This window comes from Streptomyces sp. NPDC058579 (assembly GCF_042718575.1).
GTDB lineage: Bacteria > Actinomycetota > Actinomycetes > Streptomycetales > Streptomycetaceae > Streptomyces.
This window is the reverse complement of sequence record NZ_JBHXPI010000024.1, coordinates 1-17,632: the sequence shown is the minus strand read 5'-3', so window position 1 is coordinate 17,632 and position 17,632 is coordinate 1. Positions and strand designations below refer to the sequence as shown.

Below are 17,632 nucleotides of genomic sequence, written 5' to 3'. Positions count from 1 at the left end.
GTGCGCCGCCGGGCCCTTCCTTACCAACCGCTCCCCGAGGGGCGGCCGAGCTTCTGGGCGACCTCGGTGGCCCAATAGGTGAGGATCATCTGCGCGCCGGCGCGCCTGATCCCGGTGAGCGTCTCGAGGATGGCCTTGTCGCGGTCGATCCAGCCCTTCTCGGCGGCGGCCTCGACCATCGCGTACTCACCACTGATCTGGTACGCGGCGACCGGCACGTCCACGGCCTCGGCGACCTTCGCGAGCACGTCCAGGTAGGGGCCGGCGGGCTTCACCATCACCATGTCGGCCCCCTCCTCCAGGTCGAGCGCGAGCTCGCGCAGCGACTCGCGGAGGTTGGCCGGGTCCTGCTGGTAGGTCTTGCGGTCGCCCTGCAGGGAGGAGCCGACGGCCTCGCGGAAGGGGCCGTAGAAGGCGGAGGAGTACTTCGCGGTGTACGCGAGGATCGACACGTCCTCCTTGCCGATGGTGTCCAGGGCGTCGCGGATCACCCCGACCTGACCGTCCATCATCCCGGAGGGACCGACGACGTGGACGCCGGCGTCGGCCTGGACCTGGGCCATCTCGGCGTAACGTTCCAGCGTCGCGTCGTTGTCGACGCGCCCGTTCTCGTCCAGGACGCCGCAGTGCCCGTGGTCGGTGTACTCGTCGAGGCAGAGGTCGGACATGATCACCAGGTCGTCGCCGACCTCGGCCTTCACGTCACGGATGGCGACCTGCAGGATCCCGTCCGGGTCGGTCCCGGCGGTCCCTGCGGCGTCCTTCTTCTCGTCCTCGGGCACGCCGAAGAGCATGATCCCGGAGACCCCGGCCTCCAGCGCCTCCACGGCGGCCTTGCGCAGGGTGTCCCGCGAGTGCTGCACCACCCCGGGCATCGCGGTGATCGGCCGCGGCTCGGTGATCCCCTCGCGCACGAACGCGGGAAGGATCAGGTCGGCCGGGCTCAGCCGCGTCTCGGCCACCATCCGCCGCATGGCAGGAGTCGTCCGCAGCCGCCGCGGCCGCGCCCCGGGAAAGGTTCCGTACGAGTTCATAAGCCCGAGGCTACGCCCGCCGCCGGACCGCTTTTGCCGACCCATTGTGGGCATCCGCCCGCCCCCGTGTGGGCAATCGTCCCGCAGGGCGGGACGGGTGGGCACACGGGACGGCGCCCTCACGGGCGCGACAAGCTCCGAGTTCCCCTACGCACCGGGGCCGGCGCCCTTCACAAGGCCCCGAAACGCACGAGGTGCGGGACCTCCAAAAGGCCCCGCACCCCGAGCAACACACCTCAGCGACGACTACGTCGTGCGACGCCTCCGCGCACCCGGCCGCCGCTCCGACGGCCGCGTCACCGGGTCGCCCGCCTCCAGCGCCGCGGCCCGCCGCCGCAGACCGAAGTCCGCGAGCGCCTCCGCGAGCTTGTGCACCGACGGCTCCGGCGAGAGCACGTCCACCCGCAGCCCGTGCTCCTCCGCGGTCTTCGCGGTGGCGGGCCCGATGCAGGCGATGACGGTCACGTTGTGCGGCTTCCCGGCGATACCGACCAGGTTCCGCACCGTCGACGAGGACGTGAAGAGCACGGCGTCGAAGCCACCGCCCTTGATCGCCTCACGCGTGTCCGCCGGCGGCGGCGACGCCCGCACCGTCCGGTAGGCGGTGACGTCGTCGACCTCCCACCCGAGCTCGATGAGGCCCGCGACCAGTGTCTCCGTGGCGATGTCGGCCCGCGGCAGGAACACCCGGTCGATCGGATCGAAGACGGGGTCGTAAGGCGGCCAGTCCTCGAGCAACCCAGCCGCGCTCTGCTCCCCACTGGGCACCAGATCCGGCTTGACCCCGAAGTCGACCAGCGCAGCCGCCGTCTGCTCGCCCACCGCCGCGACCTTGATCCCGGCGAAGGCCCGCGCGTCGAGCCCGTACTCCTCGAACTTCTCCCGCACCGCCTTCACGGCGTTGACCGACGTGAACGCGATCCACTCGTAGCGCCCGGTCACGAGCCCCTTGACGGCCCGCTCCATCTGCTGCGGCGTCCGCGGCGGCTCGACGGCGATCGTCGGCACCTCGTGCGGCACCGCACCGTACGAACGCAGCTGGTCGGAGAGCGACGCGGACTGCTCCTTCGTGCGCGGCACGAGCACCCGCCAGCCGAAGAGCGGCTTGGACTCGAACCACGCCAGTTGGTCCCGCTGCGCCGGGGCGCTGCGCTCGCCGACCACGGCTATGACCGGCCGGTGGCCCTCGGGCGAGGGGAGCACCTTGCCCTGCTTGAAGACCTGGGCGATGGTGCCGAGCGTCGCGGTCCAGGTCCGCTGCCGGGTCGTGGTGCCGCCGATGGTCACGGTGAGCGGGGTGTCCGGCTTACGGCCAGCCGCCACCAGTTCACCGGCCGCCGCGGCCACCGCGTCGAGCGAGGTGGAGACGACCACGGTGCCGTCCGAGGCGCCGACCTCGGTCCAGCAGCGGTCGTCGGCGGTACGGGCGTCCACGAACCGCACGTCGGTGCCCTGCGCGTCGCGCAGCGGGACACCGGCGTACGCGGGTACGCCGACGGCCGTGGCGACACCGGGCACGACCTCGAAGGGGATGCCCTCGGCGGCGCAGGCGATCATCTCCTGACCTGCGTTTCCGTCGAGGCCGGGGTCGCCGGTCACCGCACGGACGACCCGCTTGCCGCCCCTCGCGGCCTCCATGACAAGATTGGTCGCATCCCTCAACACGGGGACACCGGCGGTTGTTGACGCCTCGTCAACAACGGTCAGCTCAGGCGTGCTCACCCCCGCGCGCGCATGACACCGGACTACTTCGAGCACCTCGGGCTCGGCGATCAGTACGTCCGCGCCGGCGAGGGCTTCGACGGCCCGGAGTGTCAGCAGTCCTGGGTCGCCGGGTCCGGCGCCTAGGAAGGTGACGCTCCCGTGTCCGAAGACGGCCGCGGGCGCGGGGCTGGTGGTCGGGCTGGTGGGGCTCAAAGTGCTCGCTCCCCCATAAGACCGGCCGCACCCTTGGCGAGCATCTCGTCCGCGAGTTCGCGTCCGAGCGCCATCGCCTCGTCGTGCGACGCGGGTACGGGACCGGTGGTGGACAGCTGCACCAGCGTCGAGCCGTCGGTGGTGCCGACGACGCCACGCAGGCGCATTTCAGTGACAATCTGCCCGCGGCCGGAATCCTCGGCCAGCAGGTCGGCCAGCGCACCCACGGGTGCGGAGCAGCCGGCCTCCAGGGCGGCGAGCAGGGAACGCTCGGCGGTGACGGCGGCCCGGGTGAGCGGGTCGTCGAGTGCGCCGAGCGCGGCGACGAGACCGGCGTCGGACGCCGGACACTCGATCGCCAGTGCCCCCTGGCCGGGGGCGGGCAGGACGGAGTCGACCGACAGGTGGTCGAGCGACAGGGAGCCGGTGAGCTCCGCCGTCCCGCCGATGCGGTTGAGACCGGCCGCGGCGAGAACCACCGCGTCCAGCTCTCCGCCTCGTACGTATCCGACGCGGGTGTCGATGTTCCCGCGGATCGGCACGGTCTCGATGGTCAGCCCGTGGCTGCGCGCGTACGCGTTGAGCTGAGCGGTCCTGCGCGGCGAACCGGTCCCGATCCGGGCGCCCGAGGGCAGCCGGTCGAGCGAAAGCCCCTCGCGGGTGACGAGGACGTCGCGCGGGTCCTCACGCTCGGGGATGGCGGCCAGCACAAGCTCGGGGTGCTGGGCCGTCGGCAGGTCCTTCAGGGAGTGGACGGCGAAGTCCACCTCGCCGGCCAGGAGCGCGTCGCGCAGGGCGGCGACGAACACGCCGGTGCCGCCGATCTGCGCGAGGTGCTCACGGGAGACGTCCCCGTACGTCGTGATCTCCACGAGCTCGACGGACCGGCCGGTCGCGCGCCGCACGGCGTCGGCCACCTGACCGGACTGGGCCATGGCTAGCTTGCTGCGCCTGGTCCCGAGCCTCAGTGCCCTCTCGGTCATACTCGCCCTCGGTTCTTGACGTCGGCGTCATTCAGGTCGGCCCGGGAGACGGAGGCGACCGTCTCCGGGTCGAGGTCGAAGAGTGTCCGCAGCGCGTCGGCGTACCCGGCGCCGCCGGGCTCGCTGGCCAGCTGCTTGACCCGCACGGTCGGCGCGTGCAGGAGCTTGTCGACCACCCGGCGGACGGTCTGGGTGATCTCGGCGCGCTGCTTGTCGTCGAGGTCGGGCAGGCGCCCTTCCAGCCGGGCGACCTCGCCGGCGACGACGTCGGCGGCCATGGTCCTGAGCGCGACGACGGTCGGGGTGATGTGCGCGGCGCGCTGGGCGGCGCCGAAGGCGGCCACCTCGTCGGAGACGATGGAGCGGACCTGGTCGACGTCGGCGGCCATGGGTGCGTCGGCGGAGGCCTCGGCGAGCGACTCGATGTCGACGAGGCGGACGCCCGGCATGCGGTGGGCGGCGGCGTCGATGTCGCGGGGCATGGCGAGGTCGAGCAGGGCGAGCGGGGCCTCACGGCCCGCCGTCGCGGTCTCGACGGCGTCGCCCGTCAGGACGAGTCCGGTGGCTCCGGTGCAGGAGACGACGATGTCGGCACGTGTCAGTTCGTCGCCGACGGCAACCATCTCGACCGCCCGGGCGGCCACGCCCGTTCCTCCCCCATAGCTCCGCATGGGGGGACCCCCAGGCTCGTTGAGGATCTGGACCAGCCGGTCGGCGCGGGCGGCCGTACGGTTGGCGATCACGATCTCGGAGACGCCGACGCGCGCGAGGGTGGCGGCGGCGAGCGAGGACATCGAACCGGCGCCGATGACCAGCGCCCGCTTGCCCTTCGCCCAGCTCTCGACGTCCGCCCCGTCGGCGAGCTGCTGGAGCCCGAACGTGACGAGCGACTGCCCGGCCCGGTCGATCCCGGTCTCGCTGTGGGCGCGCTTGCCGACCCGCAGCGCCTGCTGGAACAGGTCGTTGAGGAGCCGTCCCGCGGTGTGCAGGTCCTGGCCGAGCGCGAGGGCGTCCTTGATCTGGCCGAGGATCTGGCCCTCGCCGACGACCATGGAGTCGAGCCCGCAGGCCACCGAGAAGAGGTGGTGGACGGCCCGGTCCTCGTAGTGCACGTACAGATAAGGGGTGAGCTCTTCCAGCCCGACGCCGCTGTGCTGGGCGAGGAGCGTGGACAGCTCGGCGACACCGGCGTGGAACTTGTCCACGTCGGCGTAGAGCTCGATGCGGTTGCAGGTGGCGAGGACCGCGCCCTCGGCGGCCGGTTCGGCGGCGAGGGTGTCCTGCAGCAGCTTGGCCTGGGTGTCCGTGGCGAGCGAGGCCCGCTCCAGGACGGAGACGGGTGCGCTGCGGTGGCTGAGGCCGACGACGAGGAGGCTCATGCCGGCATCACGGCGGGGACGTCCCCGTCGGGTCCCTTGCGACCGGTGTTCTTGGCCTGGGGCTCGCCCGCCGGGGTGAGCGGCGCGGGCGGCGCCGGTGCGGCGGCGGCCTCGGCCTCCGCCTCCTCGCCGGCCTTGCGCTGCTCGTGGAAGGCGAGGATCTGCAGCTCGATGGAGAGGTCGACCTTGCGCACGTCCACGCCGTCGGGCACGGAGAGCACGGTCGGGGCGAAGTTCAGGATGGAGGTGACCCCGGCGGCCACGAGCCGGTCGCAGACCTGCTGGGCGACGCCGGCGGGGGTCGCGATGACGCCGATGGAGACGCCGTCCTCGCTGATGATCTTCTCGAGGTCGTCGCTGTGCTGGACGGGGATCCCGGCGACCGGCTTGCCGGTCATGGCGGGGTCGGCGTCGATCAGCGCGGCGACGCGGAAGCCTCGGGAGGCGAACCCGCCGTAGCCGGCGAGGGCGGCGCCGAGGTTACCGATACCGACGATGACGACGGGCCAGTCCTGCGTCAGGCCGAGCTCACGGGAGATCTGGTACACGAGGTACTCGACGTCGTAGCCGACGCCACGCGTCCCGTACGAGCCGAGGTAGCTGAAGTCCTTGCGCAGCTTCGCGGAGTTGACGCCCGCGGCGGCTGCGAGCTCCTCGGAGGAGACCGTGGGTACGGAGCGCTCCGACAGTGCGGTGAGCGCACGCAGATACAGCGGAAGCCGGGCGACGGTGGCCTCGGGAATTCCTCGGCTACGGGTCGCCGGTCGGTGAGTTCGGCCAGTTGCCACGGTGCTCCTGCGGGATGAGCGGGGCTGCAGGCGGCCGTGTGTCCCAAGACCGCCCCGTCGAATGCAGGCTATGTCTTTGTGAACGCGTGCACAAAGATGGTGTCCGTTTTGTCCGGCCAAAGTGACCGGGGTCACGCGACAGGAACGCGCCAGGACGGAACCGGGGAGCGTGTCGGCCCGTTGAGTACCCGAAGGGGGCAAAACCGCACACTCTCCTCACGATCACGCCCCCGAAACCCATCAAAGCGTCCACGATGGTAGCCGTCTTCGCGTCAGCCACCCAGTTCACGCCGAAGTCGCGCGGCGTCCACACGCCAGAAGGTGTGCTGCTCGCCGTCGACCAGAACCACCGGAATCTGCTCCCAGTACGCCCGGTGCAACGCCTCGTCCTGGGTGATGTCCTTCTCCTCCCAGCGCGCCCCCGTCTCGGCGCAGACGGCCTCGATCACGGCCCGGGCGTCGTCGCAGAGATGACAGCCCGGCTTCCCGATCAGCGTCACCGTCCGCGCGGCGGCGTCGGAAGCGGCGGAGGTGTTCTTCTTCGCTCGTCCAAACATGCCGTCCATTCTGCGCCGCGCCGGGCGCTGCCCCCGGCCTTCACGGCCGTGGCCCCTGTATCCAGCTTGCCCCCATTGTCCGTTTAACAGGAGAGTCGCGGAGTGTTCACGCCTCGGCACCCCGGGAGGTCGGGAAGTACCGAACAGACTGGCTATGCTCACGACATGGCCGCATTGGGATGGCTCACCCCCCGTAGGCGCTCCGCCACCGCGCGCAGCGTTCTGGCAGGCGAGGCCGCCGCGGAGGCGGCGCGCAAGACCTCGCAACAGCTCGAAGCGGAACGGGAGACGGCGCGCGCCGCGACCGCACTCCCCGAGAAGCCCGCCGAGCCCGAGTTCCCCGTCGTCGGGGACTCCGAGGCCGCCGCCTTCTTCGACCTCGACAACACCGTGATGCAGGGCGCCGCGATCTTCCACTTCGGCCGCGGCCTGTACAAGCGGAAGTTCTTCCAGCGCCGCGAACTGGCCCGGTTCGCCTGGCAGCAGGCGTGGTTCCGGCTGGCCGGCGTCGAGGACCCCGAGCACATGCAGGACGCCCGCGACAGCGCCCTGTCCATCGTCAAGGGCCACCGCGTCTCCGAGCTGATGTCCATCGGCGAGGAGATCTACGACGAGTACATGGCCGACCGCATCTGGCCCGGCACCCGCGCGCTCGCCCAGGCCCACCTCGACGCCGGCCAGAAGGTCTGGCTCGTCACCGCCGCGCCCGTGGAGACGGCCACGATCATCGCCCGCCGCCTCGGCCTGACCGGCGCGCTCGGCACAGTCGCCGAGTCCGTCGACGGCGTCTACACCGGCAAGCTCGTCGGCGAACCGCTGCACGGACCCGCCAAGGCGGAGGCCGTGCGCGCGCTCGCCGCCGCCGAGGGCCTGGACCTCAACCGCTGCGCGGCGTACAGCGACTCGCACAACGACATCCCGATGCTCTCGCTGGTCGGCCACCCCTACGCCATCAACCCGGACACCAAGCTGCGCAAGCACGCCAAGGCCCGCGACTGGCGGCTGCGCGACTACCGGACGGGCCGCAAGGCCGCCAAGGTCGGCATCCCGGCCGCTGCGGGCGTCGGCGCGCTCGCGGGCGGCACGGCCGCCGCGGTCGCCCTGCACCGCCGGCGCCGCTGACCCCGACTCCGGTCCCGCCAGGCGTGGCGGGCCGCTGCCGATACGTTTCGGCTGCGATCGTCTCCGACAACCCGAGACCAACTCTCCTCACCCGTGCGTGGTCGAACACCACCGCACAGGTCGACTCGCGCGCATTCGCGGCTTCTTACCCCGCACCGGCGCGGATCACTCCACGCCTTAGCACTTGAGCACAACAGAGCGTGCGCGCAGTCACACTCGGAAGCAATTCGATCAACAACCGGTCACGAAGCGCGATCGATCCCGCCCACAAGCAGTAACCAATGCGACGGAATCGATGATTTGAGCAACTGGGTGTAGCGCCGCCTGTACGAAGCGTTATTCTCCTCAGACGCACAACGGAACCCACACGTCGCCACGACGAGTGAACGGTCCCGCACTGCACGTGATGGAAGCTCTGCCTCTGGGAGTCCCGTGTACCCACACGTCGGGGTTGACACCTCGGGCCTGGCTACGCTGCGCGCAACGGTCCTCGACCAGTTGCGCGGCTTCGTCCCCACCGCGTACGCCGGCCCCGTCCCCGCCTTTGCCTTCGCCACACCGGCACCCGCCGGTCCCTGCTATGCCCTCGCCGAGAGCGGAGCCGCTGTCGGCAGAAGGGGCAGTCGCGGCGGCACCGGAACCTCGACCGCCGCCCGCCGCCCCACCGCCGACAGCGACAGCGCCCGCATGATGGACCTCGTCGAGCGCGCCCAGGCCGGTGAGGCCGAGGCCTTCGGCCGGCTGTACGACCAGTACAGCGACACCGTCTACCGCTACATCTACTACCGCGTCGGCGGGAAGGCGACGGCGGAGGACCTGACCAGCGAGACGTTCCTGCGCGCCCTGCGCCGGATCTCCACCTTCACCTGGCAGGGCCGCGACTTCGGCGCCTGGCTGGTGACCATCGCCCGCAACCTGGTCGCCGACCACTTCAAGTCGAGCCGCTTCCGCCTCGAAGTGACCACCGGCGAGATGCTCGACGCCAACGAGGTCGAGCGCAGCCCCGAGGACTCGGTCCTGGAGTCCCTCTCCAACGCCGCGCTCCTCGACGCCGTCCGCCGGCTCAACCCCCAGCAGCAGGAGTGCGTGACCCTGCGCTTCCTGCAGGGCCTCTCCGTCGCAGAGACGGCCCGGGTCATGGGCAAGAACGAGGGTGCGATCAAGACCCTCCAGTACCGGGCCGTGCGCACCCTGGCACGCCTGCTCCCGGACGACGCCCGCTGACCCTTCGCGCCCCCCACACGCGCCCCCACCAACCGCGTCGCGCCCCGCCCCCCACCTTCCGGCGCCCTTTCCCCCACCCTCCCGCGCCCTTCTCCCCACCCTCCCCCCACATCCCCCCGACCCCCGCCCAACTCACAGTCGGTGACGCCTCGATGACGCACTGGTCCGATCATCTTTCGCGCGTAACCCAAGTGCCGCGCCGCTCGTTGTGCGGGATGCAGGCTCCCTGTGGTCACGCCATGCCCACAGCCACTCACTCGTTCGTGTGGATGTGTTCAAGGTGTGCAACCTTCCGGACACCCCAGGGAGTCGACCGTCATGACGAGAGGAGGTGCCGCCAGTGATCGCGAACGTATCGGCACACCGGCGGGCGAACGCCTTCGCCCAGGCCCTGGACGATCGGACGCCCGAGGACACCGCGGCCGACCGGCCCGAGGTCTCGGCCGAACCGTCCGAGCCGGGGCGGCTGTTGGCCCTGGCGAACGGTCTCGGCGAGCTGCCGAAGCCGGAGATGGACCCTGAGGTCAAGGTGGTGCAACGAGCCCAGCTCGTCGCCGCCATGGAAGCGATGCTCGCGGAGGGGAGCGCAGCCGCGGGCCCTACGGTGCCGGAGCAGCGGACATCGAGCGGGCGGGGTGCCCACCGGGCCTCCCCGCTCCGGAAATTGCGCCCACGCTCCCGCTGGTCGAAGGGGATCGCCGCCGGCGGTCTCACGGTCGGTGTGGCCGCGGGCGCTTTCAGCGGTGTGGCCGCTGCGAGTTCCGACGCCCTCCCCGGTGACTCGCTCTACGGGCTGAAGCGCGGGATGGAAGACATCAAGCTCGGGATGGCGGACGACGACGCCGACCGGGGCGGGATCTACCTGGACCAGGCCTCGACCCGGCTCAGCGAGGCCCGCAGGCTCATGGAGCGCGGCCGCGCGGGCGACCTCGACCACGAGTCGCTCAGCGAGATCCGGCGCGTCCTCGGCGGCATGAAGCACGACGCCTCCGAGGGCCACCGGCTGCTCCGCCAGGCGTACGAACGGGACGGCGAGATCGGCCCGATGGCCCGGCTCAACTCCTTCGCCCAGGCCCACCGCTCCACCTGGATCGGCCTGCGCGACCGCCTGCCGGTCCAGCTCACCGACGTCGGCAACGAGGTCAACGACGTCTTCGTCGCCATAGACGAAGAGGTCGAGCCACTCCAGGGCATGCTCCCCCGCACCCCGGAGAAGGGCGCCGTCGACAGCGGCGGCGCCGCCACCCCGCAGGACACACCGCGTACGCACACCCAGCGCCCGCCGTCCTCCCCCGCCGCCCCCACCGCCGGCGGCGAAGGCTCCACCCGGCCCCAGCCCTCGGGCAGCGGCCCGGGCACGGGCTCCCCGGAGAACGACGGCCTGCTCGGTGGAAACACCGGTGGGCTCCTCGACCAGGCGCCGACGGGCGGCACCCTGCCGACCCCCTCGGGCAGCCAGTCGATGCCCCCGATGCCGGACGTCACCCTGCCGCCGCTGCTGCCGGGTCTGCTCCCCGGCCTCGGCATCGACAGCGAGGACGCCCCCTAGGAGGCGTACGGACACGGCAGTGGGGCGCCCCCTCTCAGGAGGGAGCGCCCCACTGCCGTACGCCATCGATCCGAAGAACACGGATCAGAAGAACACGGACCTCCGCTGCACCAGCAGCTTGTAGAGGGTGTGCTGGATCTGCTCACGGACCTGGTCGGTCAGGTTGAACATCAGCATCGGGTCCTCCACCGCCTCCGGCGGATAGCCGTCCGTCATGATCGGCTCGCCGAACTGGATCGTCCACTTCGTCGGCAGCGGCACCGCGCCCAGCGGCCCCAGCCACGGGAACGTCGGCGTGATCGGGAAGTACGGGAAGCCGAGCACCCGCGCCAGCGTCTTGGCGTTGCCGAGCATCGGGTAGATCTCCTCCGCGCCCACGATCGAGCACGGCACGATCGGCACCCCGGCCCGCAGCGCCGTCGACACGAACCCGCCCCGGCCGAAGCGCTGGAGCTTGTACCGCTCGCTGAACGGCTTCCCGATGCCCTTGAAGCCCTCCGGCATGACGCCGACGATCTCCCCGGACCGCAGCAGCCGCTCCGCGTCCTCCGCGCACGCCAGCGTGTGCCCGGCCTTGCGGGCCAGCTCGTTTATGACCGGCAGCATGAAGACCAGGTCCGCCGCGAGCAGCCGCAGATGACGGCCCGCCGGATGGTTGTCGTGCACGGCGACCTGCATCATCAGGCCGTCCAGCGGCAGAGTCCCGGAGTGGTTCGCCACCACCAGGGCGCCGCCCTCGGCGGGAATGTTCTCCACGCCCTTCACTTCCACCCGGAAGTACTTCTCCGCGAGCGGCCGCACGAGCGACATCAGGACCTGGTCGGTGAGCTCCTTGTCGTAGCCGAACTCGTCGACCTCGTACTCACCCGTCACCCGCCGCCGCAGAAAGGCGAGCCCGCCCGCGAGCCGCCGCTCCCACGAGTCCCCGCGCCCCGCCGAGTCCCCGGGGCCCACGGAGTCACCCGCGGCACCGTCCGCCACGGCCTCCAGAGGCTCCACCGGCCCCGCGGCCCGCACAACCGACTCCTCCGGCCCCTGCTGCCCCGGCAGAGCCCGTACGGCGGCATCCCTGGCCGCCCTGCCGAAGCGCCGGCGCGTCCGGGAACGGTCGTCGTCGAACGGAATGACCTTGGCGTCCGCCATCGTTACCTGGGCTCCTTCTGATCCAGCCGGGCAGCGACCCGGTCCACGGCCCCCGCGAGCTTGTCCGGCGGCAGCAGCCCCGGCCCCCTGCTGCGGACGAAGTCCGCGAACGTCTCGGCCGTCGTGTACCGGGGGCTGAAGCCGAGCGTCTCGCGCATCTGGACCGTGGAGACCACCCGGCCGTGGGTGAGGAGCCGGATCTGCTCGGGCGAGAAGTCGGTCACCCCGACCGTCCGCAGCGCCGAACCCACCCAGGTGACCGCCGGCAGCAGCACCGGCACCGTCGGCCGCCCCAGCCGCCGCGCGCACTGCGAGAGCAGCAGCACACCGTCCCCCGCCACGTTGAACGTGCCGCTGTTCAGCGTCGCCCGGCGCGGCTCGCCCGCCGCCAGGTGCAGCACGTCGACCACATCGTCCTCGTGGACGAACTGCAGCCTCGGGTCGTAGCCGAACACGGTCGGCATGACCGGCAGCGACAGGTACTCACCGAGCGGGGAGTCCACCCGGGGCCCGAGGATGTTCGCGAACCGCAGCACGCACACGGCCACGTCGGGCCGACGCCGCGCGAAGCCGCGTACGTACCCCTCGACCTCGACGGCGTCCTTCGCGAAGCCACCGCTCGGCAGCGACTTCGCCGGGGTCGTCTCGGTGAACACTGCCGGGTCCCTGGGCGCGGAGCCGTAGACACTCGTACTGGACTTGATCACGAGCCGCCCGATCCGCGGCGACTTCTGGCACGCGCCGAGCAGCTGCATGGTGCCGATGACGTTGGTCTCCTTGATGGACGTCCGGCCACCGGCGCCCAGCGCCGTCCCCGTGACGTCCATGTGGACCACCGTGTCCACCTCGTGCTCCGCGAGCACCCTGGCGATGGCGGGCTGGCGGATGTCCGCCCGCACGAAGGCGGCCCCACCGAGGTCGTGCGGCGGCGCGACCGCGTCCACGGCGACCACCCGCTCCACATCGGGATCCCGCTGGAGACGCCGTACGAAACGGCCTCCGAGATGCCGGGCCGCACCGGTGACGAGCACGACCTTGCCCAAGATCAGCGCCTTCCGTCGGTTCTCCGTCGGTACGGGCCTCCGGATGCTCCCGCGAGGCCCTGTGCGCCACCGTAGCGCCTCGGTGTTGCGCCGCGATGACCGCCGTGGGCAACGTCAAGGAACCCGACCCGAAAACCCCACGAAAAAAGCGTGGCCCCGCACCGATTCCGGTACGGGGCCACGCTCGACGCACAAACAGCCGTCGTTACAGACGTCGCTTACTTCTTGTTGCGACGCTGAACGCGGGTGCGCTTGAGCAGCTTGCGGTGCTTCTTCTTGGCCATCCGCTTGCGCCGCTTCTTGATAACAGAGCCCACGACTACCCTCGCTCACTTCTTCTCACTCGGTGCGGGGCGTCTGGGCCCACACGACCTACGTCGGCCTAGCCTACCGGCCCGAGCGCCGAGCTTGTAATCCGAGGGGTTCACGAGCTCCCGGCTATGCCGTCTCCACCCCCACGAAAGACTCCCTGAGGTACTCGTGAACCGCCTGTTCCGGGACCCGGAAGGACCTGCCCACCCGAATCGCCGGCAGATGACCGCTGTGCACCAAGCGGTACACGGTCATCTTCGACACACGCATCACCGAGGCGACTTCCGCCACGGTAAGAAACTTGACCTCGTTGAGAGGCCTATCGCCAGCAGCCATGACCCACCTGTACCTTCCGCACACGACGCCCACCGGCTTCCCCTCCGGTGACCCTGCGTCGCTGTGCGCTCACGCTCCAGACTAGGGGCGTGTGGTACGAGTGGGGAAGAGGAGCAGCCACTGGCCGTTTACCGTGACAGACGCGCTCGATTGAGTACATAGCGAGTGAGCGGCCGGTAGTGGTCCGCACGTACCCCGTCGTCAAGCGGAACGGCCACGGAGACCTGCCCCTCGGCCTCCCCGACGAACAGCGCGGGATCGTCCGTATCGGCGAGCCCGATGGCCTCGATACCCAGCTGACCTGCCCCGCAGACCCATCCGTGGTCCCCGACGACCAATTCCGGAAGCGGCCAGCCGCCGTCCACGACCCCCTCCAGAGCGGCCCTAACCGGCAGCGGCGAGTGGGTGTGCGCCCCCGTCTCACGCCCGGTTCCCGACAGACCGGGTTCTCGCACCAACGCCACTCCGCGCGCGTAGTCGAGGATGTGCGTGCGTAGACCGAACCGGGTCGTTATGTCGACACATCTCCCCTGCGCGGGGGTGAGGACAAGACATCCCTCCGCCGACAGAGCGTCTGCGAGCGCGGCGTAGAAGCCCAGCAATCGGTGCGGATGTCCGGTCCCGAACAGCACCGGAGCCCGCCGGCCGGCCGCCTCGCCGAGCCGCTCCGCGAACGCGTCCAACGCGCTCAACGTCCGCTCCGGATCGATGACGTCGGGCCCCGAGCGGTGCGCCGGATCCCCCGACACCCCGCACTTGTCGGCCATCAGCCGCAGCAAGTCTCCCTCGCCCCAGCCCCATTCGGGGTCGAGACCCAGCATCACCCGTGGATCTCGCGCGGCGAAGAGCCGATAGCTGCGCAGACTCTCCTCCCGCGAGGTCGCCACCGTCCCGGCCAACCCCGCCGCCAACAGATGCGCCCGCAACGCCCCGGTACTCAGCACCTCTCGATGCTGACGCAGCGCACCTGACGAGGGGCCAAAACCCGTCCGAGACCCCACAGTCGGCGTAACCGCACGGGGCCGCCCCGGCCTCCCGTGCTACGCGAGCAGCCCCCGCAGCGGGAACGACGCCCGCCGCGTCGCGAGGACCGCCTGGTCGAGCCGGTCGGCGGGGTCGTACCCCTCCTCCCACTCGCGCCAGCCCACCGGCCACCGCCCGTCCGTCATCCGCGCGGGCCCCGGCTGCCGCGTCCGCGCGTACACCAGGTCCCGCCACGACGACGGGATCTCCGACTCCGGGGCGATCTCCGCGTGCCCGGCGATCCCCACCAGATGCGTCCACGACCGCGGTACGACATCCACCACCGCGTACCCGCCGCCACCCAGCGCCAGCCACTTCCCACCGTCCACGTGCGCGTGGGCCAGCTCGTGGCAGGCGACCTGCACCGCCCGCTGCGCGTCGAGCGACACCGCCAGATGCGCCAGCGGGTCCTCGAAGTGCGTGTCCGCCCCGTGCTGCGTCACCAGGAACTGCGGCCGGAAGTCCGCGATCAGCTCCGGTACGACGGCGTGGAAGGCCCGCAGCCACCCCGCGTCCCCGGTCCCCGCCGGTAGCGCCACGTTCACCGCGGACCCCTCGCCGGCACCGGCCGCGCCCGTCTCCTCCGGCCACCCGGTCTGCGGGAACAGCGTCCTCGGGTGCTCGTGCAGCGAGATGGTCAGGACCCTCGGGTCCTCCCAGAACGCCGCCTGCACCCCGTCCCCGTGGTGCACGTCCACATCCACGTACGCGACCCGCTCGGCGCCCAGCTCCAACAGCCGGGCGATCGCCAGGGACGCGTCGTTGTAGATGCAGAACCCGGACGCGGAGCCCGGCATCGCGTGGTGCAGCCCGCCCGCGAAGTTCACCGCGTGCGCGGCCTCCCCGCGCCACACCGCCTCCGCCGCCCCGACCGACTGCCCCGCGATCAGCGCGGACGCCTCGTGCATCCCGGCGAACGCCGGGTCGTCGACCGTACCGAGCCCGTACGCCTGGTCCGCGGCCCTCGGGTTGGCCGAGGCGGCCCGCACGGCCGCCACGTAGTCCTCGCGGTGCACGAGCCGCAGCGTCGAGTCACCGGCCGGCTTCGCCGCCACCACGTCCACGGCACGATCGAGCTCGTACGCCCGCACGAGACCCATGGTCAGCGCGAGCCGAACCGGATCCATCGGGTGCTGGGACCCGAAGTCGTACTCCGTGACAGCTTCATCCCACATCAACAGTGCGCGGCCGCTCATGCCCGCCACCGTATCGGGCCGCCCGAGAGCCGAACGACGTGGCGTACACCACCGTCACCAGGACCAGCACCATCGGCACGACCATCGCCCCCCGATAGCTCCACGCGTCCCCGAGCGCCCCCACCAAGGGGGACCCGATCAGGAACCCCACGTAGTTGAAGACGTTCAGCCGCGCGACCGCCGCGTCGCTCGCCCCCGGGAAGAGCCGCCCGGCCGCCGCGAACGTCTGCGGCACGATCACACTCAGCCCGAGCCCCAGGATCGTGAACCCGGCCATCCCCACCCAGGCCCCCGGCGCCACCGCGACCACAGCGAACCCCAGCGCCGCCAGAACCGCCCCACCCCGCACGACGGCGGTCGCCCCCAGCCGACGCACCCCGAAGTCCCCCACGGCCCGCCCGAGCAGGGTGGTGACCATGTACGCGTTGTACGGCACGGTCGCCAGCTCCTCCGAACTGCCGAGCACGTCCTGCAGGTACTTGGCGCTCCAGTTCGAGACGGTCGAGTCACCGATGTACGCGAAGGTCATGACGAGACAGAGCGGCAACAGCAGCTTGAAGGCCACGCCTCCACCCTCGCCCTTGCCCATCTCGACGGCCGCGGGCGCGGTCTCCCCACCGAAGTACCACCGACTGCCCACGAACGCCGCCGGCAGCAACACGGCCACCACGGGCAGATACGACACGAACAGCGGTAGATCCCAGTGCGCCCCGGCCCAGGCCAGCGAGGCCCCGGCGATCCCGCCCAGGCTGTACGCGGCATGGAACCCGAGCATGATGCTCCGCCCGTACTCCCGTTGCAGGCTGACCCCGAGCATGTTCATGGAGGCGTCCAGCGCACCGACCGCGAGCCCGAAGACACCGAGGGCGAGTGCGGCCTGCCACAGCTGCGTCCCCGCCCCGACGGCCAGCAGGCCGAGGAGTACGAGCGGCTGAGCCCACCGCAGCACCACGCCCGGCCCCACCCGCGCCACGACCTTCTCGGTGGCCACACTGGACACACCGGCGAGGATCGGCACGGCGGCGAGAAAAGCGGGCAACAGCCCGTCGGAGATCCCGTACCGGTCCTGGATCGCCGGTATTCGGGTCACCAGGAGCGCGAACGTCACTCCCTGCACAAAGAAGCTGACCGCCAGGGATCCCCGCCCACGCCGCAATCGCGCATCCGTCATGGCGGCACAGAGTAAGCCCCGGCTCTACCCATGGGTAGATGGATCACAGACCCAATATCGCCGGGAGCTCCTCCATCCCGCCGAAGAACCCGTTGGCGCCGACGAGCTTCTCCTCGGACGTCATCGCGGTGAACCCGTACACGTCCATCCCGGCGGCCAGCGCCGCCTGGACCCCGAGCCGGCTGTCCTCGACCACCACACACCGCTCGGGCGCGACCCTCATCCGCTCGGCGGCGTGGAGGAACAGGTCGGGCGCCGGCTTGCCCCGCCCGACGTCCTCGGCGCTGAAGATGTTCTCGTCCCTGAACCACGCGTCGAGCCCGGTCTTCCGGTGCCCGACCCGGATCCGCTCATGGGACCCGGAGGACGCGAGACAGTACGGAACCCCCTCCGCGACGAGCTGCTTCAACACATCGGTCACCCCGGCGACGGGCTCCAACTCCCGCTCGAAGCCCTCGAACGTGCGCGCGTGCAGCGTCTCGTCGAAGTCCGCAGGCAGCCGCTGCCCGGTCCGCTCATGGATCAGGTCGTGTACGCGATGGACTGCGGCGCCCATGTAGTCGCGCAGGGAGTCCTCGTAGGAGGTGGGGTGCCCGAGCTCGGTCAGATAGCCGGCCAGGATGGTGTTGGCGAGGGGCTCACTGTCGACGAGCACACCGTCGTTGTCGAAGACGACCAGGTCATAGCGCATGCCTCAACGATAGGTGCCCGTAAACGCAGAAAAGCCCCGCACCATAAGGTGCGGGGCTTTCCCACAATGATTGTTCGGCGGCGTCCTACTCTCCCACAGGGTCCCCCCTGCAGTACCATCGGCGCTGAAAGGCTTAGCTTCCGGGTTCGGAATGTAACCGGGCG

The 17,632-nt window shown here is 71.0% G+C and carries 17 protein-coding genes and 1 rRNA gene; 3 read left to right on the top strand and 15 right to left on the bottom strand.

All coding sequences use genetic code 11. The features are described from left to right. Positions 1-20: 20 nt before the first annotated feature. From hemB to ACFWRO_RS24170, 6 genes are all read right to left on the bottom strand, one after another. The gene (gene hemB, locus ACFWRO_RS24195) at positions 21-1,034 is read right to left on the bottom strand and encodes a porphobilinogen synthase (RefSeq protein ID WP_384513149.1); all 1,014 of its coding nucleotides are present in this window, start codon (positions 1,032-1,034) and stop codon (positions 21-23) included. Between the two features lie 246 nt (positions 1,035-1,280). Further along, entirely contained in the window at positions 1,281-2,951 is a 1,671-nt protein-coding gene (locus ACFWRO_RS24190; RefSeq protein ID WP_384513147.1) for a uroporphyrinogen-III synthase, read from the bottom strand. Then, on the bottom strand, positions 2,948-3,934 hold the full coding sequence (gene hemC, locus ACFWRO_RS24185; protein ID WP_384513145.1) for a hydroxymethylbilane synthase: 987 nt from the start codon (positions 3,932-3,934) through the stop codon (positions 2,948-2,950). The genes ACFWRO_RS24190 and hemC overlap by 4 nt, the downstream gene beginning before the upstream one ends. Continuing rightward, on the bottom strand, positions 3,931-5,313 hold the full coding sequence (locus tag ACFWRO_RS24180) for a glutamyl-tRNA reductase (protein WP_384513144.1): 1,383 nt from the start codon (positions 5,311-5,313) through the stop codon (positions 3,931-3,933). The genes hemC and ACFWRO_RS24180 overlap by 4 nt, the downstream gene beginning before the upstream one ends. Beyond that, positions 5,310-6,101, bottom strand: coding sequence for a redox-sensing transcriptional repressor Rex (locus tag ACFWRO_RS24175; protein WP_384513143.1), 792 nt, complete (start codon positions 6,099-6,101; stop codon positions 5,310-5,312). The genes ACFWRO_RS24180 and ACFWRO_RS24175 overlap by 4 nt, the downstream gene beginning before the upstream one ends. 272 nt (positions 6,102-6,373) lie before the next feature. Continuing rightward, positions 6,374-6,667, bottom strand: coding sequence for a glutaredoxin family protein (locus ACFWRO_RS24170; RefSeq protein WP_384513141.1), 294 nt, complete (start codon positions 6,665-6,667; stop codon positions 6,374-6,376). A gap of 156 nt (positions 6,668-6,823) precedes the next feature. On the opposite strand from ACFWRO_RS24170, the gene ACFWRO_RS24165 reads away from it, so the two are divergent. The 3 genes from ACFWRO_RS24165 (at position 6,824) to ACFWRO_RS24155 (ending at position 10,553) form a co-directional block, all read left to right on the top strand. Beyond that, entirely contained in the window at positions 6,824-7,780 is a 957-nt protein-coding gene (locus ACFWRO_RS24165) for an HAD family hydrolase (RefSeq protein ID WP_384513140.1), read from the top strand. Positions 7,781-8,212: 432 nt separating this feature from the next. Further along, entirely contained in the window at positions 8,213-9,004 is a 792-nt protein-coding gene (locus tag ACFWRO_RS24160) for an ECF subfamily RNA polymerase sigma factor, BldN family (protein ID WP_384513139.1), read from the top strand. A gap of 340 nt (positions 9,005-9,344) precedes the next feature. Further along, complete coding sequence (locus ACFWRO_RS24155) at positions 9,345-10,553, top strand: DUF5667 domain-containing protein (protein ID WP_384513138.1); 1,209 nt, start codon at positions 9,345-9,347, stop codon at positions 10,551-10,553. 84 nt (positions 10,554-10,637) lie between these two features. Here the strand turns inward: ACFWRO_RS24155 and ACFWRO_RS24150 are convergent, their stop codons facing one another. The 9 genes from ACFWRO_RS24150 to rrf all read right to left on the bottom strand — a co-directional run. Beyond that, positions 10,638-11,696: a lysophospholipid acyltransferase family protein gene (locus ACFWRO_RS24150; protein ID WP_384513137.1), complete on the bottom strand. Its 1,059-nt coding sequence runs from the start codon at positions 11,694-11,696 to the stop codon at positions 10,638-10,640. Positions 11,697-11,698: 2 nt separating this feature from the next. Next, positions 11,699-12,739, bottom strand: a complete 1,041-nt coding sequence (locus tag ACFWRO_RS24145) for an NAD-dependent epimerase/dehydratase family protein (protein ID WP_384513136.1) — start codon at positions 12,737-12,739, stop codon at positions 11,699-11,701. Positions 12,740-12,957: 218 nt separating this feature from the next. Further along, positions 12,958-13,056 carry a 30S ribosomal protein bS22 gene (locus tag ACFWRO_RS24140; RefSeq protein WP_003948845.1) on the bottom strand — a complete coding sequence of 33 codons (99 nt, stop codon included), beginning with the start codon at positions 13,054-13,056 and terminating at the stop codon, positions 12,958-12,960. Between the two features lie 121 nt (positions 13,057-13,177). Continuing rightward, positions 13,178-13,387, bottom strand: a complete 210-nt coding sequence (locus ACFWRO_RS24135) for a helix-turn-helix domain-containing protein (RefSeq protein WP_158988220.1) — start codon at positions 13,385-13,387, stop codon at positions 13,178-13,180. Positions 13,388-13,515: 128 nt separating this feature from the next. After that, on the bottom strand, positions 13,516-14,331 hold the full coding sequence (locus ACFWRO_RS24130) for a phosphatase (RefSeq protein WP_384513135.1): 816 nt from the start codon (positions 14,329-14,331) through the stop codon (positions 13,516-13,518). Positions 14,332-14,427: 96 nt separating this feature from the next. Further along, positions 14,428-15,606, bottom strand: a complete 1,179-nt coding sequence (locus tag ACFWRO_RS24125; RefSeq protein ID WP_384513134.1) for an acetoin utilization protein AcuC — start codon at positions 15,604-15,606, stop codon at positions 14,428-14,430. Further along, on the bottom strand, positions 15,575-16,777 hold the full coding sequence (locus tag ACFWRO_RS24120; protein ID WP_384513133.1) for an MFS transporter: 1,203 nt from the start codon (positions 16,775-16,777) through the stop codon (positions 15,575-15,577). Before ACFWRO_RS24120 ends, ACFWRO_RS24125 begins: the two co-directional genes overlap by 32 nt. A 43-nt stretch (positions 16,778-16,820) precedes the next feature. Continuing rightward, positions 16,821-17,468 (bottom strand): HAD family hydrolase, encoded by a 648-nt coding sequence (locus ACFWRO_RS24115; protein WP_384513132.1) that lies wholly within the window; start codon positions 17,466-17,468, stop codon positions 16,821-16,823. Between the two features lie 72 nt (positions 17,469-17,540). After that, positions 17,541-17,632, bottom strand: a 5S ribosomal RNA gene (gene rrf / locus ACFWRO_RS24110); the annotation flags it as partial.